This is a genomic window from Mycolicibacterium brisbanense, from assembly GCF_001570425.1.
GTDB classification, from domain to species: Bacteria; Actinomycetota; Actinomycetes; order Mycobacteriales; family Mycobacteriaceae; genus Mycobacterium; species Mycobacterium brisbanense.
Genome location: NZ_BCSX01000041.1, coordinates 22741 through 43119 on the forward strand (window position 1 = coordinate 22741; position 20379 = coordinate 43119).

19 protein-coding genes are annotated in these 20379 nt (G+C 62.8%); 12 read left to right on the forward strand and 7 right to left on the reverse strand.

Translation table 11 applies throughout. The annotated features are described in order from the left end of the window. Positions 1–28 precede the first annotated feature (28 nt). Positions 29–1072 carry a 2Fe-2S iron-sulfur cluster-binding protein gene (locus tag RMCB_RS23920; protein WP_062830800.1) on the reverse strand — a complete coding sequence of 348 codons (1044 nt, stop codon included), beginning with the start codon at positions 1070–1072 and terminating at the stop codon, positions 29–31. Between the two features lie 88 nt (positions 1073–1160). Beyond that, on the reverse strand, positions 1161–2789 hold the full coding sequence (locus RMCB_RS23925; protein ID WP_062830760.1) for an aromatic/alkene/methane monooxygenase hydroxylase/oxygenase subunit alpha: 1629 nt from the start codon (positions 2787–2789) through the stop codon (positions 1161–1163). 207 nt (positions 2790–2996) lie between these two features. Between RMCB_RS23925 and RMCB_RS23930 the strand changes: the two genes are divergently transcribed. Continuing rightward, the gene (locus RMCB_RS23930; RefSeq protein WP_062830761.1) at positions 2997–4754 is read left to right on the forward strand and encodes a sigma-54-dependent Fis family transcriptional regulator; all 1758 of its coding nucleotides are present in this window, start codon (positions 2997–2999) and stop codon (positions 4752–4754) included. 30 nt (positions 4755–4784) lie between these two features. Here RMCB_RS23930 and RMCB_RS23935 read toward each other — a convergent pair whose 3' ends face one another. The 5 genes from RMCB_RS23935 to RMCB_RS23955 all read right to left on the reverse strand — a co-directional run bounded on the left by RMCB_RS23935 (position 4785) and on the right by RMCB_RS23955 (position 9059). Continuing rightward, positions 4785–5684 carry a phosphoribulokinase gene (locus tag RMCB_RS23935; RefSeq protein ID WP_062830762.1) on the reverse strand — a complete coding sequence of 300 codons (900 nt, stop codon included), beginning with the start codon at positions 5682–5684 and terminating at the stop codon, positions 4785–4787. A 5-nt stretch (positions 5685–5689) separates the two neighbouring features. Further along, positions 5690–6766 carry a class 1 fructose-bisphosphatase gene (locus RMCB_RS23940; RefSeq protein WP_062830763.1) on the reverse strand — a complete coding sequence of 359 codons (1077 nt, stop codon included), beginning with the start codon at positions 6764–6766 and terminating at the stop codon, positions 5690–5692. Between the two features lie 79 nt (positions 6767–6845). Beyond that, on the reverse strand, positions 6846–7616 hold the full coding sequence (gene hypB, locus RMCB_RS23945; RefSeq protein WP_062830764.1) for a hydrogenase nickel incorporation protein HypB: 771 nt from the start codon (positions 7614–7616) through the stop codon (positions 6846–6848). 3 nt (positions 7617–7619) lie between these two features. Then, on the reverse strand, positions 7620–7958 hold the full coding sequence (locus tag RMCB_RS23950) for a hydrogenase maturation nickel metallochaperone HypA/HybF (RefSeq protein ID WP_062830765.1): 339 nt from the start codon (positions 7956–7958) through the stop codon (positions 7620–7622). A gap of 45 nt (positions 7959–8003) precedes the next feature. Further along, on the reverse strand, positions 8004–9059 hold the full coding sequence (locus tag RMCB_RS23955) for an AraC family transcriptional regulator (RefSeq protein ID WP_062830766.1): 1056 nt from the start codon (positions 9057–9059) through the stop codon (positions 8004–8006). Between the two features lie 206 nt (positions 9060–9265). Between RMCB_RS23955 and RMCB_RS23960 the strand changes: the two genes are divergently transcribed. From RMCB_RS23960 to RMCB_RS24010, 11 genes are all read left to right on the forward strand, one after another. After that, entirely contained in the window at positions 9266–9850 is a 585-nt protein-coding gene (locus RMCB_RS23960; protein WP_062830767.1) for a DUF1641 domain-containing protein, read from the forward strand. A gap of 77 nt (positions 9851–9927) precedes the next feature. Beyond that, entirely contained in the window at positions 9928–10899 is a 972-nt protein-coding gene (locus tag RMCB_RS23965; protein ID WP_062830768.1) for an NADH-quinone oxidoreductase subunit B family protein, read from the forward strand. A 48-nt stretch (positions 10900–10947) separates the two neighbouring features. Then, positions 10948–12555 carry a nickel-dependent hydrogenase large subunit gene (locus RMCB_RS23970; RefSeq protein WP_062830769.1) on the forward strand — a complete coding sequence of 536 codons (1608 nt, stop codon included), beginning with the start codon at positions 10948–10950 and terminating at the stop codon, positions 12553–12555. Then, positions 12552–13409, forward strand: a complete 858-nt coding sequence (locus RMCB_RS23975) for a hydrogenase maturation protease (protein WP_084388594.1) — start codon at positions 12552–12554, stop codon at positions 13407–13409. The genes RMCB_RS23970 and RMCB_RS23975 overlap by 4 nt, the downstream gene beginning before the upstream one ends. Next, on the forward strand, positions 13406–13666 hold the full coding sequence (locus tag RMCB_RS23980) for a hypothetical protein (protein ID WP_062830770.1): 261 nt from the start codon (positions 13406–13408) through the stop codon (positions 13664–13666). The genes RMCB_RS23975 and RMCB_RS23980 overlap by 4 nt, the downstream gene beginning before the upstream one ends. Beyond that, a complete protein-coding gene (locus tag RMCB_RS23985; RefSeq protein ID WP_084388595.1) occupies positions 13659–14942 on the forward strand; it encodes a hypothetical protein in 1284 nt (427 codons plus the stop codon). Before RMCB_RS23980 ends, RMCB_RS23985 begins: the two co-directional genes overlap by 8 nt. After that, on the forward strand, positions 14942–15859 hold the full coding sequence (locus RMCB_RS23990) for a NifU family protein (RefSeq protein ID WP_062830771.1): 918 nt from the start codon (positions 14942–14944) through the stop codon (positions 15857–15859). Before RMCB_RS23985 ends, RMCB_RS23990 begins: the two co-directional genes overlap by 1 nt. Beyond that, a complete protein-coding gene (locus RMCB_RS23995; protein WP_062830772.1) occupies positions 15856–17034 on the forward strand; it encodes an NHL repeat-containing protein in 1179 nt (392 codons plus the stop codon). Before RMCB_RS23990 ends, RMCB_RS23995 begins: the two co-directional genes overlap by 4 nt. Further along, positions 17031–19424 carry a carbamoyltransferase HypF gene (hypF, locus tag RMCB_RS24000; protein ID WP_062830773.1) on the forward strand — a complete coding sequence of 798 codons (2394 nt, stop codon included), beginning with the start codon at positions 17031–17033 and terminating at the stop codon, positions 19422–19424. The genes RMCB_RS23995 and hypF overlap by 4 nt, the downstream gene beginning before the upstream one ends. Continuing rightward, positions 19415–19666: a HypC/HybG/HupF family hydrogenase formation chaperone gene (locus tag RMCB_RS24005; RefSeq protein ID WP_062830774.1), complete on the forward strand. Its 252-nt coding sequence runs from the start codon at positions 19415–19417 to the stop codon at positions 19664–19666. Before hypF ends, RMCB_RS24005 begins: the two co-directional genes overlap by 10 nt. Beyond that, a complete protein-coding gene (locus RMCB_RS24010) occupies positions 19660–20379 on the forward strand; it encodes a HypC/HybG/HupF family hydrogenase formation chaperone (RefSeq protein WP_165606318.1) in 720 nt (239 codons plus the stop codon). The genes RMCB_RS24005 and RMCB_RS24010 overlap by 7 nt, the downstream gene beginning before the upstream one ends.

Here is a 20379-nt window from a genome sequence, read left to right on the forward strand (position 1 = left end):
TGCTCTCTTTCTGTTGGGCTGCAACGGTTCAGTCGAAGATCGGGCTGGTGAACTTGTCGTAGAACACCTGGTCTTTGGGCACCGAGTGGTCTTGCAGCAGCTCGAGGGCGGCGTCGACCATTGGCGGCGGGCCGCACAGGTAGATTTCGTGTTTGGCGATATCGGGTTCGTGGCGGGCGACGACATCGGTGACGTTGCCGTTCTCGACGCTTACCGCGGCGGGCAGTTCCCCGTCCATCGACTCCGACAGGCAGGCAGTAAATGCGAAATCCACCAAGCCCTTTCCTATCTCGGCGATCTCATCGAGATAGAAGAGGTCTGAGGCAGTGCGCGCGCCGTAGTAGAACCGCACCGCTCGCGGGCTCGCCGTCTCGCGCATGTGGCGGAGCAACGCCAGTACAGGTGCCATTCCCGCGCCACCCGCAATACACACCACCGGCAGGATGTGCCCGTCCTTCAGAGTCGACGTGCCGTACGGCCCGGTGAGCGCGAGCTCATCGCCTGCGGCAAGCCCCTCGTCGAGCAGTCCGGAGAACTTTCCGCCCGGGTACTTCTTGATCAAGAACTCGACATGTCGGGGTGTGGATGAGGTCGAGGCCATCGAGAAGGATCGGTGCTCCTCGGTCCCCGGGATGTGAATGTCGGCGTACTGCCCCGCCTTGAACTCGAATGTCGCCGGAGCGACGGCCTCCAGTCGCAACGACACGATGTCGCGCGTGACGGGCTCGATCGCCGTGATTCTGGTACGTACATCCTGAATCGGCACGCCGCCGAGCAGTTCGTCCTCGTCGAAGTTCAGTAGCTCGATCGTGCAGTCGCTGAAGGCGTGTGAACGGCACAACAGCACGTAGCCCTCTTCCACCTCCGCGTCGTTGCAGGCGAACGTCGAGTAGTCGTCCATCTGGACGTCGCCGTCCAGCAGGTAGGACTTGCAGGCCGAGCACCGGCCTTCCCGGCAGCCGTGCATCAAGTGAATGCCCTGCCGGAACGCGGCGTCCAGGATGTTCTCGTCCTCTGCCACGTCCATCTCGATGTCGACGGGCTCGAAGCTGATGCGGTGGATATCGGCCACCATGCCTCCTATGGGAGTTGTGCATTCTCTGGTGGACTCCGGTGGGTGGCGCGCGGCAAGCCGACGCCCCCACCGGAGAACGGGGTAATCAGGCGGTGACTGCACCGGCGCGGTAGGCGGCGATATGCGCCTGCCGCTCTTCGTCGCTCATCTCGTTGAGCAGCACGTTGGGGCTGTTGAACGTATTGCCGCGGACATCGTCGAGGGTCCACATCTTGCCCGGATCAAGATCCAGGTGGGGTTGCCCCACCAGCGTCTTGCCGTCATCTCGGACGTACCCGAGATCGGCCACGATGTCGGCAAGGTCCTTACCGTGGTGCAGGGTCTCCCATTCCCGGAATCCGGTGAGCCGGCCCATGTTCGGCGTCGGACGACCCTCGTATTCGCTCCGGAAAGCGACCGCGTCGGTCCAGTGGCAGGTCTCCGAGCAATAGGTCCGCCATTGACCGTCCACCTTGTCGACGATCATGTCCTCACGGATCAGTGCGGGAACCATGCATGTCCAGCAGCGGTGCGGGTACTGGTAGCCCACTTCTTCAAAGGCGATGGGCTTGTTGCGGCCAGGGTAGGCCAGCCGGTTGTAGTCCTCCCACCAGCGCCCGAACTTGTTGTACCAGCCCGGGTACTTCTCCTCGAACCATTCGAAGTCCTTGTCGGTCATGGCGTCGATGCGCCAGTAGTTGACCGGCCACCCGGTGGCGAAGAAGCGGGCCACCTCGTGCACGTAGTGCTTGTCGACGATCCGCTTCCATGCCTCCTCGACGAGATCGTGCGGGATCGTCAGACCGTACTTCTCCAGTGGCAAGAGGTAGCTGCGGTAGTAGTCGTCATAAATCCAGCGCCGCCACATCTCTGCGTAGCTCTCGCGGTCCTTGCGGCGGTCCTTGGTGCCGTATTCGATGAAGGTCCCGATTGCGGCATCCACGACGCAGTGGTTGTTCCACCATGCGTACCGTAGGTCACGTTCGAGCAGCGGCCGGTTGCGCTCGTCGGCCAGCGCCATCAACAGGATCGAGTAACCGTTGGAGATGTGCCGTGACTCGTCGGATTGCACCGAGTGGAAGACCGTTGGCAAAAGGTAGTCACCGTTGGCTGCCGCCTCGTCGGGCATCGCGACGAAAAGTGTGTTGGTGAAAGCAGTCTCGGCGACGACCGTGAGATAGATGTTGGCCGACGTGATGGCGTCCCCGGTGATGAATCCCTCACCGAACTGGCGACCGATGGTGCCGGCGTAGTTGTTGGCGAACGCCTTCTCGGTGATGTCGAAGCCGGCCGGGTCGATGTAGTTGTTCATGTACAGCTTTTTGAGGTTCATCTGGATAGTCGAATGCCGCACCTCGTCGATCATCTGCACGGCCAGCCCGTTGTGGATCTCCGGATTGGGCACGGCGTCGATGGCCATCGGCATGGCGCGGGCCGCCGAGATCTCCGGGAACGGGATGATCGACAGAAACAGCTTCTGCCATTCCAGCCACCGCTGCTGAACCTGCCGGAACATATTGCCGCGGATCGCGCCGTCCATGGCTCCGTAGACGCGGTTGTCCTTCTCCTCCTCCATGGGGAAGTAGGACCGCATGATCTGCTTGAGCGGATCCTTCTTCGGTGCCTTCTCGAACGTGTAATCCGTGCCGAAGCGCGTCGCTGGTGTGGCGAACGTCGGTTCCCACGAGAGTTCGGTGATCTTTGCATGGGCCTTGGTCAGGCTTTGCCTACTCAAAGTGCGCCTCCTGTGTGCGGGGCCGCCGCTGCCGGCGGTCGTTCAATGCACACAGATGCAACCCCGAGGTGCAGATCACAGACGTCTCACTATGAGACGTGGATCACATCAGGGCGCGCCCGGGCCATTTGTCTCAAAGTGAGACGCAGCCCACAGAGTGGGCGACTACGCTCCTAACGCATCCGCTTCAATGTCGAGGTACCGCATATGGCCAACAGCGTGCGCACCGGCGAGGATCTCCGTCGAGCTCGAGAAGAATTTCTCGCGAACGGCGCGGCCCACAGCAACCTCGTGGCGCCCGACGTGCTCAGTTCTTGGCGCCGCTCCCAAGCCCTGGATGTTCACCCCGACCGCGTGGACTTGAGTTTCGTGCGCGAGCCCGACCCGGATACGCCATTGCTTGCCGCGGCCACGCCCGTCCTGCGGCGTATTGCCAGCGATCTGGCAGACCAGGCCGTGGGCGTGATACTCACTTCGGCCGATGGCGTGGTGCTCGACCGGACCTTATCGGACCCGGCAATCATGCGGGCACTCGACGACGTGCGGCTGGCACGGGGATACAGCTACGCCGAAGAGTTCGCAGGCACCAACGGTATCGGCACCACACTGGAAACCGGCGTCCCCACCTTCATCCGCGGCAGCGAGCACTACGTCGGGACGCTGGAGCGGCTCGCCTGCGCAGGCTCACCGATCCGGGATCCGGTCACCCGCCGGGTGCTCGGCGTCGTCGACCTCACTTGTTGGGCCCGGCAGTCCGACCCACTCTTGTTTGTCCTGGCGAAGAGCGCGGGCAGTCAGATCGAGGACCGGCTGACGGCGTTGCGGAACGAGCGGGAGACCGCGCTCCTCGACTCATACCTCAAACACACGCGCAGGTATCCCGGTGGTGTGCTCGCCATCGGGGGCGAAGTCGTTCTGATGAACCCGCATCTGCGGCAGACACTCGATGCCGGCGACCAGAGCACACTGCTTGATCACGCCGCAGAAATGGTGAATTCGCATGGGCGCTCGACCACGATCGCCTCACTGCCAAGTGGGATCACGGTGAGAATCACGTTGGCAGAGATGATCTCGGAAAGAAATGCCAACGGCACCGCGGTTTTGCATGTGCACCTGAACAATCAATCGAGCTTTGCGCAGTCTGCCTCGGTGGAAACCATCCCGCGGCTCGCGGGGCGGAGCAGTTCGTGGCTCCGCAGCTGCCAGCAGGTCAGCCGATGCTGCCGAGACCGCGATTGGGTGGTCATCGAGGGCGAGTGTGGATCAGGCCGGGCCAGGCTAGGGCAGGCGGTCGCCCAGCACGTCAATCCCTCCCGCACCGTGCGGATACTTCGGTTCGAGGGCTTCCACACGACAGAGGGCTTCATCGCGGAGCTGGATGCGGAGACGGAAGGCGACGATTTCGCGGTGGTGCTGGCCAATGTCGACGCCCTGCCCGACGACGCTTTGGATCCTCTGTCGACGGTCCTCCAGAGCTGTGCCGGGCGGGGCTGGGTGGCGGCCACCATGGGCACAGATTCTCGCTCACCACGGGTGGACGCGCTGCTTCTGCCGTTCTTCACACACACCGTGACCGTACCGGCACTACGCCACCGCATAGAAGACCTCTACGAGCTCGTCCCCGCGCTGCTGCGCGAGTTGACCCGTGGAGCGGATGTGCGACTCGCGCCGGAGGCCATGTGCCAACTGACCAAGCTGCCCTGGTCGGGCAACGTCGCTCAACTACGGAAAGTATTGGCAGAAACCGTCTCCCTGCAACGTACCGGCACGATAGGCGCCGACAAACTGCCGGCGGAGTGCCGCTCACTGTCCCGTCGACGGCTGACCCAGCTCGAAGCCCTCGAACGCGATGCCATCGTGCGCAGCCTTCAGGAAAACTTCGGCAGCAAAAGCGATGCCGCTGAAGCGCTTGGCATGTCACGCGCCACCATCTACCGCAAGATCAAGGAATTCGGCATCGCATGAGCGAACGAACTGGGAGTTGCGACAAGTTCCTCATCGACTGACACGCTGTGCGTCACGTAGCTCGGCCCTTCGCCGGTCCACCAGGCGCAGGATCATCGGCGTGAAGATCAGTTGCATGGCGAGATCCATCTTCCCACCCGGGCAGACAATGGTATTGGGCCGTGACATGAACGAATCATGCAGCATCGCGAGAAGATACGGGAAATCAATGCCGTGCGGATCGCGAAACCTGATGATCAGCATTGATTCATCAGCCGTCGGGATGGCCCTGGCGACGAAGGGATTCGAGGTGTCGACCACCGGAACGCGTTGGAAGTTGACGTCAGTGTTCGAGAACTGTGGGCAGATGTAATTCACGTAGTCCGGCATCCTTCGCAGGATGGTGTCGGCCACAGCCTCAGAGGTGTAGCCGCGAACAAATCTGTCCCTGTGCAGCTTCTGTATCCACTCGAGGTTGATGACCGGCACCACGCCGATGCGAAGGTCGGCATGTCTGGCGACATCCGCTGTCTCGCTTGTGATCGCACCATGCAAACCCTCGTAGAACAGCATGTCGGTGCCCTCTGGGAGGTCCTCCCAGGTGGTGAACGTCCCGGGACTCTGGCCGTACGGTTTGGCTTCTTCCTCGTCGTGCAGATACTTCCGGAATTTGCCGGTCCCGTTCTCGCCGTAGCTTCGGAACAGTCCTTCGAGTTCTTCGAAAAGGTTGGCCTCCGGACCGAAGTGACTGAAGGTGTGGTCACCTCGCGCATGTGCGTCCGCGATCGCCGTTTTCATCTCAAGACGATCGAAGCGGTGGAAGCTGTCGCCCTCGACATAGACTACGTTGACGTCCTCACGGCGAAATATCTGCTGGAAGGTGCGCATCACCGACGTGGTGCCCGCACCCGAGGACCCGGTGACCGAGATGATCGGATGTGCTCGTGACACGGCGGTCAGCCCGCCTGAGCCGCACGGAACAGGCCGCGGTTGCCGTACAACGGCAGCGTCGACGTCGAATCGTAACTCTCGCCGTGGTATTCGGCGATTCGCGTAACCTCGTCACGAGCACCAAAAATCAACGAAATCCGCTGGTGCACCTCACTGGGGAGAACATCGAGCACCCGATTCCGGCCTGTGCTGGCAGCGCCGCCCGCTTGTTCGATGAGGAACGACACTGGGTTCGCCTCATACAGCAGGCGCAGGCGGCCCGGTTTGACCGGCTCGCGAGAATCGCGAGGGTACAGGAAAACCCCTCCCCGGGTGAGGATACGGTGGGTCTCGGCCACCAGTGACGCGACCCACCGCATATTGAAATCCTTCTGCCGCGGACCCGACCGGCCGGCGAGGCACTCCTGCACATACCGCTGCACCGCCGGCTCCCAGAACCTCTGGTTGGAAGCATTGATAGCGAATTCCCTGGTGTTGGGCGGGATTTGGATGGACTCTCGGGTGAGTATGAATTCGCCGAGACTCGGGTCAAGGGTAAACGCGTGCACACCGGTGCCGACTGATAGAACCAGCATCGTCGACGGGCCGTAAATCGCATATCCAGCACACACTTGCTGCGCGCCCGGTTGCAGATAATCCTGCGGTTCTGCGTCGCGCCCCGGTTCCGGCGCTCGCAGTATCGAGAATATGCTTCCCACTGAAACATTCACATCGATGTTCGATGAACCATCCAGCGGATCGAACAGCAGCAGGTACTTTCCCCGCGGATATTCCGCCGGCGGGCAGTAGGGCTCCTCCAGTTCCTCGGACACCATTCCAGCGACATGTCCGCTCCATTCAGTAGCCCGGATGAAGTAGTCGTTGGCTAGTACGTCGAGCTTCTGTTGCACTTCGCCCTGGACATTGATGTGTTCAGCTGCGCCCAACAGCCCACCCAACGCCCCGACCGCGACGCGGTTTGATATCGCCTTACAGGCGAGCGCTACATCGAGGATCAGGCCATTGAGATCGCCGGACGCGTGCGGGTGTCGTCGGCGTTCTTCTATCAGGAACTGGACCAATGTGGTGCGGTCTGCAAACATGCCCAAAGGATCTCCGCACCACTCCAGGAGGCCATCCCCCTGTTGGGTGGGCGGCTGGGTGGGTGCCTGTCAGGCGACGTCAGCCGACGCTTTGCCCTGTGCTTCTCCTTGCGTGCAGTCCAGCCAGCCATTCGCACCACGTGGCAATTCCACTGCCAGTGCGCGCACTTGTCTCGATCACTGTGGCGGCTGGATTGACCATCCGCAGGTTGGTGTAGAACGCCGACAAGTCATAGTCGAGGTGTGGAATCAGATCCGTCTTGTTGACGACCACCAAGTCGACCGACCGGAACATCACCGGGTATTTCAGCGGCTTCTCTTCACCCTCGGTGACCGAGTACACCATGGCGCTCGCATGGGCGCCGACATCGAACTCTGCGGGGCACACCAGATTTCCCACATTTTCAATGATGAGTAGCTCGAGGTCGGCCAGCGGCAGCCGAGGCAGTGCCGATCGCACCATGGGTGCATCGAGATGACACTCGCCTCCGAAGCCATCTGCGGTGTTGATCAGGGCTATCGCGGCACCGAGTCCGCTGAGCCGGTCTGCGTCGATGCTGGTTTCGATATCACCCTCGATCACTCCGATCCGGAGCCGATTCTGCAGTGCGCGCAGCGTTTCCCGAAGCAGCGTTGTCTTTCCGGCACCGGGAGACGACATCAGGTTCACCGCAGTCAAGCCCGCGCTCTCGAAGTCTTGGCGGTTCGCCGCTGCGGTCTTGTCGTTCTCGTCGAAGATGCGCTCGAGAACCATCACGCGGTCAGTCGCTGTGGTGTAGCCAGAGTGATCACCGTGCTCGTGCGAGTGCTCGTGCTCGACGCCGTCGTCGTGTCTGTGAAACCTGCCCATGTGTCATACCTCCGCCAAATCCAGTGAAGTGATGAGGAATTCGTCTCCCTCAACAAGATTCACAGCGCGGCCGGCGCATGATGCGCAGGCCATCACGAATTCGTCGAGCACCTGCTCATAGCCGCAATCTGCGCAACGGATCTTTGCGCGTACCCGCTCGACCTGAAGCTCGGCACCTTCCAATTCCGAACTCTCGGTGACCAAGGACCAGCAATAGACAAGGGTATCCGGGACGATCTGACGCATCGCCCCGATCTGCACGTGGACAGTCCGGACGTCTCGTCCCTGCGCGTGCTTTCTTACGATGGCAGCCATCGAACTGCAGATCGAGAGTTCATGCACCGTCGACCTCCTCGGGTCTGACGCGACCATACACGCTTCCCCGACTCACTGACGCAGCGTTTCTGACGGCGCCACGCCCCACCGCTTCCGATACTCGGCGGCAAAGCTGCCGAGATGGTTGAAACCCCAACGGGTTGCCACGTCAGTCACCGTGACGCCATCGGCCGGGAGAGCGTCGGCGAGCTCCGCGTGCGCTCGTTCCATGCGACGATCGCGAATATAGGTCATCGGGGATACCCCTAATTCGTCGCGGAACCCTTGTTGGATCGAGCGGACGCTCATGTGCACGCTGCGAGCGAGCGAATCCATGGTGATCGGTTCGGCCAGATGCGCGTCGATGTACTTGATGGCTTCGTGAACCACCCTGCGGCCCGGATCTGCCGAGGGCCGGATGAACTCATCGTGGTAGTTCGACGGCTGAATGTGCAGCAAGCTGTTCATGAGCAGGTCCTCGATGCCGTCGATTCCATGACCACGATGAACGAGCGAACCCGTTTGGTAGACCTCCGTGTGGAGCAGCTGCACGGCTGCGTGCCACCGCGTGGCCACATCGGTGGTCAAGTCGAACTGCGGATCGAAAACCAGAGGCGCGGTAAGCCTTCGCCCGCGTAGCCGGGTGAGGTAGTCGACCAGAGCCTGCTCCTCGATGCGGATCAGCAGCTGCGGTGAGTCGTCGTCGAAGCGCATCGTGAGCGCACTGCCTGGGTTGGTCACCAAGGCCCGGATCGTGTTCGCCTCGAACTCGTGTCCATTGTGCTGACAGAGCGCGGTGCCGTTCATGGGCATATGCACACCGAAGTACCGGCCGAGTACAGGAATCTCCAGCGTCGCCCGGACGTGCAAGTCCAGATACAACATGCTGACGTTGCGCAACCGCACCCCATGCATGGTGGACGCGAAGCCGGAAGGCTCCTCACCGAGGGTGATCCACCCGGGAGCCAATGCCCGGCTCAGTAGCTTCCCCGCTTCGCGAACACTCTCGGTATAGAAGATCTCCTTGTTTGCCAGCGCCGGTGGCACTCCACGCGACCGCACCTTCCGGCGCACCGGTTCGCCGGTCCGCCGAGTGTCGATGAAACCCAACCTGGACAGACGAGACATGGCAATCAGCCATCCTGAAAGCGGGCAGCGAACACACAGTTTGGTGAAGCGTTCGCTGCAATCATTCAAGACTCCTCATGCCATTGATCGCATCTGCGACCACAACTCTGCGCAATTCTGACAGCTGCTGCGCGATATCGATAGGCCCGATGGACACTCAGGGCTAGCGTCTGTGATCACCAACACACCGGCGTAGGAGGCAATGGGTGGCTGCACACGCTTCGCTCATCGAGAGTCGTGAGTCCGAAGACCTCATCGCGGACTCGCCCGGAGATGCCATCATCGCCCGACTGGATGATCCACAGATCGCCGCATCGCTTTCGCTGATCCTCGACCACGCAGATCTCATCGCGACGATGATCGTCGGCCTTGACGGGTTGGTGCGCCGAGCCGAAGTGATCGGAGACAACGTGGCATCAGGTCTCGCCGAGGTACGAGACCTTGCCGCCTCGAGCGCGGGTACGGCTCGATGGCCGGCGGTGGACCTCGCAGCCCTGAGCGAGACAGTTGCCCGGTTGTCAGCTGCCGTCGTTGATGCCGCGCCCGCATTGGACAAGCTGCTGCGCTCGCCCCTCACCGACCCACAGACCGCTGATGTCCTCGCCAACGCCGGAGAGGCACTGCTCGAGGGCAAACAGGCCGCCGCCGCCGATCCACGCGGCCCTAGAGGAGTTTTCGCCCTCATGCGCGTTACCAAAGATCCCGATGTGTCCCGCGGCCTCGGCTTCATGATTCACATCGCTCGTGCGTTCGGACGGCGGCTGGCTCCCGAGGGCTCGTCCAACATCTGACGTCCCTGCAGTCATAAGGCGACTCACCAACCCAGCCCGGTCCAATAGCCCAAACAACAAGCCCGAGAGGAGTTTCCATGGCGTCCGTGCTCTGGTTTCAAGGAGGAGCGTGCAGCGGCAACACGATGTCGTTCCTGAATGCCGAGGAGCCCAACGTCGTCGACTTGATCGTCGACTTCGGGCTCGACTTGCTCTGGCATCCCTCGCTCGGCCTTGAGCTGGGCAACAACGCCCAGAAGGTGTTCTGGGATTGCGCGCGGGGTGAGCGGCCGCTGGATATCTTCGTGTTCGAAGGCAGCGTCATCGAGGCGCCCAACGGCACCGGCCGGATGGACATGTTCGCCGACCGGCCGATGAAGGACTGGGTCACCGATCTGTGCAACGCCGCCCAGATTGTCGTCGCAATCGGTGACTGCGCATGCTGGGGTGGCATTCCCGCGACCGAGCCGAATCCGTCCGCGTCGACCGGGCTGCAGTTCCACAAGAGGCGGAAAGGCGGGTTCCTCGGGCCCGATTTCCGCTCCAAGATGGGGCTTCCGGTCATCAACGTTCCCGGCTGTCCCGCACATCCGGACTGGATCACCCAGATCATCGTGGCGCTCGCCACCGGCCGGGCCGGTGAGATCACGCTGGACGAATTGCACCGCCCCGAAACGTTCTTCAAAACCTTCACCCAGACCGGCTGCACACGTGTCCAGTTCTTCGAATACAAGCAATCAACAATGTCATTCGGCGAAGGCACTCGTACCGGCTGCCTGTTCTACGAATTCGGCTGCCGTGGCCCGATGACGCATTCGCCGTGCAACCGGATTCTCTGGAACCGCCAGTCGTCGAAGACTCGGGCGGGTATGCCATGCCTTGGTTGCACCGAGCCCGAATTCCCTCATTTCGACTTGGCGCCCGGCACGGTGTTCAAGACGCAGAAGGTCAGCGGGATGATCCCCAAGGAAGTCCCGGAGGGCAGCGACCACCTCACCTACATGGCCCATGCGGCCGCGGCTCGTATCGCAGCCCCGCAATGGGCCAAGGAAGACATGTTCGTCGTCTAGTCACCGCCCTTCCAACAGCGCAACTCCAGTCTTGAAAGGATCCACCGAATGACCACGTTGGACTTGTTCGTCAGCCCACTCGGGCGTGTCGAGGGCGACCTCGACGTCCGCGTCACGATCGAGGACGGAGTCGTCACCTCGGCCTGGACCGAGGCCGCGATGTTCCGTGGTTTCGAAATCATCTTGCGCGGCAAGGATCCCCAAGCCGGTTTGGTGGTGACGCCACGGATCTGCGGTATCTGTGGCGGCAGCCATCTGTACAAGTCGGCCTACGCGCTGGACACAGCATGGCGTACCCACGTGCCGCCGAACGCGACGTTGGTGCGCAACATCTGCCAGGCTTGCGAGACTCTCCAGTCGATCCCCCGCTACTTCTACGCACTGTTCGCAATCGACCTGACCAACAAGAACTACGCGAAGTCCAAGCTCTATGCGGAATCTGTGCGCCGCTTTGCGCCGTACGTCGGCACCAGCTACCAGCCTGGCGTGGTGTTGTCGGCCAAGCCTGTTGAGGTGTACGCGATCTTCGGTGGTCAGTGGCCCCACTCCAGCTTCATGGTTCCGGGCGGAGTGATGTGCGCGCCAACACTTTCCGATGTCACGCGATCCATTGCGATCCTCGAGCACTGGAAAGACAACTGGCTGGAGAAGCAGTGGTTGGGCTGCTCCGTGGACCGCTGGCTGGCCAACAAGACGTGGGAGGATGTTCTCGAGTGGGTCGACGAGAACGAGGAGCAGTACAACAGCGATTGCGGATTCTTCATCCGCTTCTGCCTCGATGTCGGGTTGGACAAGTACGGTCAGGGCGTCGGAAATTACATCGCGACGGGTACATACTTCGAACCGTCACTCTATGAACATCCCACTATTGAAGGGCGCAACGCGGCGCTCATCGGACGGTCCGGGATCTTCGCCGACGGAACCTGGTCTGAGTTCGACCAGGCCCGGGTGCGCGAGGACGTGACGCACTCGTTCTATCAGGGCACCGGAGCTCTGCATCCCTTCGAAGGGGAGACGATTCCGATCGATCCAGAGGAGGGACGAAAGCACGGCAAGTACAGCTGGGCCAAGTCTCCTCGTTACGACGTACCGTCGCTGGGCCACGTACCGCTTGAGGCCGGACCGCTGGCACGGCGGATAGCCGCGGGCGGCCCCGACGCCGCAGACCATCAAGACAATGACCCGCTGTTCGTCGATCTCTACAACAAAATCGGTCCGAGTGTGTTCGTGCGCCAACTGGCCCGTATGCATGAGGCACCGAAGTACTACAAGTGGACGCGGGAATGGCTCAACCGGCTCGACCTGAAAGAGAGCTTCTACACGAAACCGACCGAGCACGCCGAAGGTAAAGGCTTCGGCTCTACCGAGGCTGCCCGGGGATCGCTGTCGGATTGGATCGTCATCGAAGACAACAAGATCAAGAACTATCAGGTTGTGACGCCCACCGCATGGAACATCGGCCCCCGTGACGGCGCACAGGTACTGGGGCCGATCGAGAAAGCACTTGTCGGGTCGCCGATCGTCGATCCCGAGGATCCTGTCGAGCTGGGGCACGTGGCCCGCAGCTTCGACTCCTGCCTGGTGTGCACCGTGCATGCCTACGACGGCAAGACGGGCCGCGAGCTCTCCAAATTCGTCATCAACGGAATGGTGTGATTCCGACGTCAGCCAACCCCGGCAGCGCGGCGCAACCCGAGGGGGCCTACCCAGCCCTGGATCCCCCGGGTTGCGCCGTGCTCGTCGTCGGGTGCGGCAATCTGCTGCGCGGCGATGACGGGGTGGGGCCAATCCTCGTGCGCCACTTATGGGAGCGCGGTATGCCCGAGGGCCTCCGTCTCGTCGACGGTGGAACCGCAGGCATGGACGTGGCATTTCAAATGCGCGGGGCCGACCGAGTCGTGATCGTCGATGCGTCGGCAACCGGAGTCCCACCGGGAACGGTGTACAGAGTTCCCGGGTCCGAGCTGGCGGAGCTGCCTCCGTTGGAAGGGCTCCATACCCACTCTTTCCGTTGGGACCATGCGATCGCCTTCGCGCAGTGGGCATTAGGCGACGCCTGCCCGTCCGATATCACGGTTTTCCTCATCGAGGCCGCGAACGTCGCCATGGGTGCCGACTTGTCACCTGAGGTAGCCAGTGCGATGGAGCAGGTGATCGATCTCGTTGAAGCCGAGTACATTGCGCCGCTCCGCCCGCCGGAACCGACCGAAGCCCGTGACCTCACCGTTCAGTTCACGGAGGACGGCTACCTGCGATTGACCGCGGCCGCAGCGGCAGCACACTTCCCGGCACACGTTGCTGTAGGAGCGATCCGTGACGGCCAGCTGTGGCTACTGCCGCTGCGGGGCCCACGTAACGGTGGGCTGTTGCTCAAGCAGCGCACCGCGGCTGGCGATCGCGCCGTTCTCGTGCGCGAGTTGCTCGATGACATCATCCTGGTCGGAGAGCGCCGCGCGTTCTGGGATGCCGAGCATGGCGCGCTTCGGATTCCGTTGGAGCAACAGAAGTGACGATTGTGACTGAGCAACCCGACGCCCGCCGGAGAACGCGGCGACCAGAGCGGAGCTCGGCCGACGAGGCACTGAGCGTGGACACCGTGGTGTTCGAAGAACGCGGACGGTGGGCAGTCGACATCGTGGTCGTGTTCGCGGATGGCATCGTGCGCAAGCGCATCGACACTCATTCGACCCAGGCCCGCGCAGAGCTGTCCGCGCGGATGATCAAACGGGCCGCCGAACGTGACATCAGAGGACCGCTCAATGGCTGAAGCACTGACGACGACACCCACCTTGGCAACCCAAAGCCCTGCCGGCGGTTGGCAGTTGCCGTCGCGGCCGCAACCGCTGGGTCTGTTCCCGCTGCCTCTCGGCTACATGCTCATTCCCGCCGGCCAAGATACCGATGCGGCGCGCGCAGAGTTGGTGGCCGGACGACTGCCTGCAAACTGGCCGCCGAGATTGCGTGCCCATGAGCTGGCCGCAGCGGGGCAGCGCGACGCCGCCATCGCAGCGCTCGATGCCGACGATCCCGTTTCCTGCTACAACCGCTTTGTCCTCGACCCGGACGGGGTCGACAGAGAGATTCTTCGAACGCAACTGGGCGAGTTTGCCGCGCTGGTTGACCTCGTGCTGTTTACCCTGGGCCGCAACGACACTCCCCCACGGAGCGACTCGGCCGACGCGGAGATCGCGGCGGTGCTGCTCTCCGCGCAGGCTGGCCATGCCCTCGCCGACGGTAGATCCGAGGCCGCGATCGAGTTGCTCGTACAGGCCGCCGAGGCCGCCCGTCCAGTCTCGCCGCCGACAGCCGGAACGCTTTTGGGTGCAGCGGGTTCGATCGGCCGAGATGCCGGCCGTACCGACTGCGAGGAGTTGCTACGGAAGGCGCTGACCGAGCTGGACGGCGCAGACGGATTACATATCGCCCGCGCCGAGATTCATTTGTGCCTTGCGGGTCTTCTCCACGAGCTGGCAGAGAATCAACCGGAGCTGCTGGTCAGCGCCATCCCGCACTATCACTCGACACTGCAGCTGATCACCCGCACCGACGCTCCCGTGTCGTGGGCTGCGGCGCATGCCGGTCTGGCCGCGGCATACCTGACCATGCCGATGGTCGAGGCATCCAGTCAATTGCGCCTCGGCGTCGCCGCTCAGTCGCTACGCTCGGCCCTGCGCGTGTACACGCGTGAGGATTATCCGCACGAATGGGCCAGCATGCAGCTCAATCTCGCCAACTCACTCGTCTACACGCCATCGCGGCACCACAAAGACAACCTGATCGAGGCTGTCGAGATCTACGAAGCTGTCCTGCAAACGCGTGATCGCAATACCGATCCCCTCGGCCGGGCGCGGGTACTGGCCAATCAAGGCAACGTGCTCGCACACCTCGGAGTCTTCGATACCGCCAAAGCCAAACTTTACGAGGCACGATTCCTGTTCGAAGAGCTCGGCGACGTCGACTCGGTGCGGGCTGTCCGAGGGGTACTCGACGAAATCGCCCGCCAGCGCGTGGTTTCCACCACCGACGAGCCCGGGAGGCCGTGATGTCCACAGCCGTGTCCGACGTGTCGCCGCGCCCTGCGGCGGAGCCACCGTCGGCTCCCAGCTTCGAGGAGCTGGCCAGACGGGTCGATGAAGCCACTGTCGCGCTGCTCACGCTCGAGCCCTCCGCTCGGGCTGTGGCCGAGGAACTGAAGACGGCGATCGAAGACATCCACCGGGCCGCCCTCGTCACGATCGTGCGCCGCCTGCGCACCGACGAGTCCACGCGCGCAGCGCTGTTCGAACTCGTCGACGATCCCGTCGTGCACCTGCTGCTCGCCTTGCACGGGATCATTCGTCCCGACCCGGTTACCCAGGCCACCCGGGCACTAGATGCGGTGCGGCCGCAGCTGCACAGTCACGGCGGCGACGTCAGCCTGGTGCGCGTCGAGGATGGCGTTGCATTCGTGCGGTTACAGGGGGCGTGCAACGGCTGTTCCATGTCGTCGGTCACCTTGCGGAATCTTGTCGAAAAGGCTCTAGTCGGCTCCGTCGCTACCATCACCAGGGTCGAGGTATTGCCGAATGATCCTGAACAGAAGCTTATTTCGACGGACTCGCTGCTCGCAGGACGCCATCCGGCAGAAGAGGGGTGGGCACAGGCCGGCTCGGCTGTCGCTGTGCCCGAAGGCGAGCTGACGACTCTTCAACTCACAACGCCGACGTCAGGCCGAGAGGTCTCAGTACTGATCGTCAAAATCGGCCAGCAACTGATTGCCTACGTCAACGAATGCGCCCACGAAGCCTTGCCATTGGACAATGCGGTTCTCGACACCGTCAATGGCACCCTCACTTGTCCGTGGCACGGCTTCTGCTACGACGCTGCATCCGGGGAGTGCTTGACGGCTCCAGCCGCGCAGCTCGAGCAGCTTCCGGTGCGCGTCGACCACGGTCAGATCTGGGTCCGGGTCGGGGCATGACACGACTGACCGTGCGGACCAGCCTTGTGCCGCGCGAAGCACGTGCCGACATCGCCAGCGGCGTGCGATGCTCCGGTGGTTGGATCCCCGACGTCTGGCTAGGTGCACCTGCGCCCGGCGGGTTGGCATTACCTTCTGCCAGTCCGACGTTGGCGTGGATGTACTCGCCACGAGGAGTTTTCTTCGACGATCGGTACCTCGTGGTGGCTGACTCCGGCAATCACCGCGTGCTGATCTGGCACGGTATTCCGACTTCCGATGAACAACCGGCCGACGTGGTGCTCGGGCAGGTCGACGGCATCACCGAAGGACGCGCCTCGTCAGGACGCGGCCCCGAGAACGGTATGAACCTACCTACCGGAGTCCTCGTCCACGACGGTCATTTGATCGTCGCCGACGCCTGGCATCACCGCATTCTGATCTGGTACACGGTGCCTGCAGTCAGCTCCACACCACCCGATATCGTTCTGGGGCAACCCGATAGTTCTTCTGTCGAGCCCAACGCCGGCCGGGAATGCTCACCGTCGACGTTGTACTGGCCATTCGGTGTCGCGGTTGTCGGGTCGGTGTTCTGGGTGGCCGACACCGGCAATCGGCGCGTGCTCGGCTGGCAAGGTGGCTTGCCCGGACCAGGCCGGCCCGCTGATGTGATACTCGGCCAGCCTTCTGGTTCTCATCGCGAAGAGAATCGTGGCCAAGCCGTGGGGCCCAGTACTTTTCGTTGGCCCCACAGCATCACAGGCTGCGAGGACCTGCTGCTGGTCGCCGACGCGGGCGATCACCGGGTGGTGGGCTGGTCGCCGCTGCCGACCGGCGATGTGCCCGCCAACCGACTGCTCGGCCAGACTGATTTCTTCAGCGCACGCGAATGGCCGTACGGGCCGCAGTGCGGCGACAGGTTCCGATTCCCGTATGCGGTCGCCACGTACGGCGAGCAACTCGCGGTCGCAGATACCGCCAACAACCGCGTACTGTTCTGGAACGACATGCCTTCCGACGGTCGTCCGGCTGACCATGTACTGGGTCAGCCGACGTTCGAAGCCAACGGCGAAAACCGTTGGAGCGCCGTCACTCACGATTCGCTGTGCTGGCCGTACGGGATATGGCTGCACGGCGATGGCCTCGCAATCGCCGACTCAGGCAACAACCGCGTCATCATTTGGCGGCGAGCATGATCCCCGCGCCGACGCCGGCCGCACACGATACGCTGCGACGCCGTCGTTTCACGGTGACCGGCGTCGTGCAGGGGGTAGGATTCAGACCATACGTCCACCGGCTCGCCACCGGCATGGGCCTGGCGGGATTTGTAGGCAACGACTCGGCAGCCGTCTTCATCGAGGTGCAAGGCACGTCGGCGGCCGTGATCGAATTCGGGCGCCGACTCAGCGCCGAGGCGCCCCCTTTGGCATCTGTCAGCAACGTGTCGTGGACCGAACTCGCATTGCATTTACAGAGCGACAACGAGTTTCACATCGTCGCCAGCAGCACCTCCGGCTCCGCTCCCACATCCATTCCTCCTGACATCGCAGTCTGTGACGCGTGTGTCGGCGAGCTTTTCGACCCCTCCGACAGGCGATACCGCCATCCCTTCATCACCTGTACCGAGTGCGGCCCCCGATTCACCATCATCCGGGCGCTCCCCTACGACCGTCCGTCAACCACGATGTCTCACTTCCCGATGTGTGACCGATGTGCAGTCGAGTACCACGATCCGGTCGATCGGCGGTTTCATGCACAGCCCATCGCATGTCCCGACTGCGGACCGTCGATCCGCCTTGTCGGCAAAGGAACCCTGATCTACGACAGCGACCTCGCGCTGACCGCGACCCAGGACGCGCTAGCCGCGGGAAGAATCGTCGGCATCAAGGGGATCGGCGGATACCATCTGGCCTGCGCCCCGGACAACGGCGCTACCGTTACTCGGCTGCGTCAACGGAAGGCCCGTCACGGCAAGGCCTTCGCCGTCATGGTTCGAGACCTTGACGTCGCCCGCCGCTACGCCGAGTTTGATGCCGCCGAGGCTGCGGTGCTGTCCTGCCGGGCGCGACCCGTCGTGTTGCTGCGACGCCGAAGTGACGCGCCGGTCGCGGTAGAAGTGGCTCCCGGCAATCCGCTGATCGGCCTGATGCTGCCCTACTCGCCTCTCCACCACCTGCTCCTCGCGGCCGTACCGGATTCGACGACGCCACCACCTGATGCGATCGTGTTGACCAGTGCTAACCGCTCGGACGAACCGATCTGCTACACCGAGGAGGATGCAGCCAAGCGGGTTCCCGCACTCGCCGACGTTGTGCTGGATCACAACAGACCGATACACGTTCCGTGTGACGACTCCGTGGTTCGAGTTGTCGGAGACGGGAAACTCGCCCGCGAGCTGCCGATCCGCAGGTCCCGCGGTTACGTGCCGTTACCCGTCGATCTCGGTATCGAGAGCCCGCGCGTCCTTGCGGTGGGTGGTGAACTCAAGAACACGTTCTGCCTGACCGATGGCCGACGTGCGTACTGTTCGGCGCACATCGGCGATATGGGCAGCGTCGCAACGTTGAAGGCATTCACCCACTCAGTGCGCGAAATATGCGATATGCGTGGGAAGCCAGCACGAATTGCCGCCGATCTACACCCGCGATACGTGACGCGTAACTGGGCCGAGCACAACGCCGGTGACCGACCCGTTGACCTCGTCCAGCATCATCACGCCCACGTCGTCTCGTTGCTCGCGGAACACGGCATGCTCGGTGAGCCCATTATCGGAGTCGCCTTCGACGGAACCGGCTACGGCTGTGACGACACCGTCTGGGGTGGCGAGATCCTTCGCCTCGGCCGAGACAGTCATCGTTTCGCCAGGGTTGGCCATCTCGCCGCGGTGCCGTTGGCCGGCGGCGACGCCGCAGTACGTAACCCGTGGCGGATGGCACTGGCGCATCTCTGGCACGCCCGTGCCGCGTGGACCCCGGGTCTGGCACCGGTCGACGCCGCGAGCGCAGCCGAATTGCGCCTCCTGCGTACACAATTCGCCACCGGTCGAGGGTGTGTGCCCACCACCAGTGTGGGTCGCTTGTTCGACGCCGTGGCCTCCCTGCTCGGCGTCCGCCAAAGCATCACCTACGAAGGACAGGCTGCGATCGAACTGGAAGTGCTGGCGGCATCGGTGGATTCCGGTCAACGCCAAGTGCCGCTACACATCACGGTGAACGCCGGCGGAATCATGGATCCGGCATCGATGTTCACCGATTTGGTCGACGCGCTACACGACGGCCACGACCCAGGGCACCTGGCTGCCGCGTTTCATCGCGCGGTGGCGGTTGCCGTGGCGGATACCGTCAGCGCCGTCGCAGGCGACACCACCACGGTAGGACTGACCGGCGGGGTTTTTCAGAACGTGTTGCTGGCAAGGCAATGTCGCCATGTTCTCGAAGACGCGGGCTTCACAGTACTCACACATCGCATCGTTCCGCCAAACGACGGCGGATTGGCGCTCGGGCAGGCTGCAGTTTCGGCACTGACGGCGTTGGCGGAATCAGGTCAGGCCGGAGATATGAGGGGAAGGACCACACAATGTGTTTAGGGATCCCTGGCAAAATCACCGAAGTCTGGGACGAACCGGACGGCGGACGTTTCGCAAAGGTACTGTTCGGCGACCAGATCAAGACGGCCTCTCTTGCCTACCTCCCGGATTTGGCCATCGGTGACTACACCATTCTTCACGCCGGCTTCGCACTCACCCGCATCGACGAACAATCTGCGCAAGTAACACTCGAGACAATGCGTGAGTACGGTGTTTTCGGCGAGCAAGGCGTCGCATCGTGACCGCACCGGAACAAACCAGAGTCACTCGGGAACTCTCAGCTGATCTCGCCGGTGCAGCATTGGCTCTTGCACGGCGCTTTTCGGCCGGGGCCACGATGTGGTGCATCGCGCCCACCTTCGCGCCTCATGCCCAGCACATCGCGGTGGAGTTTGTTCATCCTGTGATCGTCGGCAAGCGCGCGCTCCCCGCGGTCGCTCTGACCGGGCCAGACCTCACCGGCCAGGTACGGGTGTCGGCCCGCCCCGGCGACGTGGTCATCGCGGTCGCGGGCAGCGCCGAACCCCAGGTCCTCGACGTCATGCGCCGTGGCCCCGCCTGGGGCGTCACCACGGTGTGGATCGGCAACGGGCACCCGCCGCAAATCGGAGCTGCCGATCACGTGCTCTGGCTTGACGATCCGGATCCTCGCCTTCCCGCGACCGGTGACTTCGTCTTGATGTACCACCTGCTGTGGGAACTCACCCATGTGTGCTTCGAGCATCCGGGTCTTCTCACTGCACCCGCGCAGGACTGCACCGAAGAGGTGTGTATAACGTGCAGCGACGAGGGTCGGCTCGCCGAGGTCATTGCGGCCAGACCGGATGGAACAGCCATGGTCCGCAGCGCATCCGGTGCCGAGTCCGTCGTCACGGCTCTGACCGGCGCCCTGGTCCCGGGTGACTTGATTCTCGTCCATGCCGGGATGGCGATCAGCAAAGTGAGCGAGCAGTGA

What these genes read in the sequence shown, in the direction of transcription:
- RMCB_RS23930 (WP_062830761.1), top strand. Translation starts at nt 2,997, where the DNA reads ATGGCCAACAGCGTGCGCACCGGCGAGGATCTCCGTCGAGCTCGAGAA.
- RMCB_RS23940 (WP_062830763.1), bottom strand. Translation starts at nt 6,766, where the DNA reads ATGTTTGCAGACCGCACCACATTGGTCCAGTTCCTGATAGAAGAACGC.
- hypB (WP_062830764.1), bottom strand. Translation starts at nt 7,616, where the DNA reads ATGGGCAGGTTTCACAGACACGACGACGGCGTCGAGCACGAGCACTCG.
- RMCB_RS23955 (WP_062830766.1), bottom strand. Translation starts at nt 9,059, where the DNA reads ATGTCTCGTCTGTCCAGGTTGGGTTTCATCGACACTCGGCGGACCGGC.
- RMCB_RS23965 (WP_062830768.1), top strand. Translation starts at nt 9,928, where the DNA reads ATGGCGTCCGTGCTCTGGTTTCAAGGAGGAGCGTGCAGCGGCAACACG.
- RMCB_RS23970 (WP_062830769.1), top strand. Translation starts at nt 10,948, where the DNA reads ATGACCACGTTGGACTTGTTCGTCAGCCCACTCGGGCGTGTCGAGGGC.
- RMCB_RS23985 (WP_084388595.1), top strand. Translation starts at nt 13,659, where the DNA reads ATGGCTGAAGCACTGACGACGACACCCACCTTGGCAACCCAAAGCCCT.
- RMCB_RS23990 (WP_062830771.1), top strand. Translation starts at nt 14,942, where the DNA reads ATGTCCACAGCCGTGTCCGACGTGTCGCCGCGCCCTGCGGCGGAGCCA.
- RMCB_RS23995 (WP_062830772.1), top strand. Translation starts at nt 15,856, where the DNA reads ATGACACGACTGACCGTGCGGACCAGCCTTGTGCCGCGCGAAGCACGT.
- hypF (WP_062830773.1), top strand. Translation starts at nt 17,031, where the DNA reads ATGATCCCCGCGCCGACGCCGGCCGCACACGATACGCTGCGACGCCGT.
- RMCB_RS24005 (WP_062830774.1), top strand. Translation starts at nt 19,415, where the DNA reads ATGTGTTTAGGGATCCCTGGCAAAATCACCGAAGTCTGGGACGAACCG.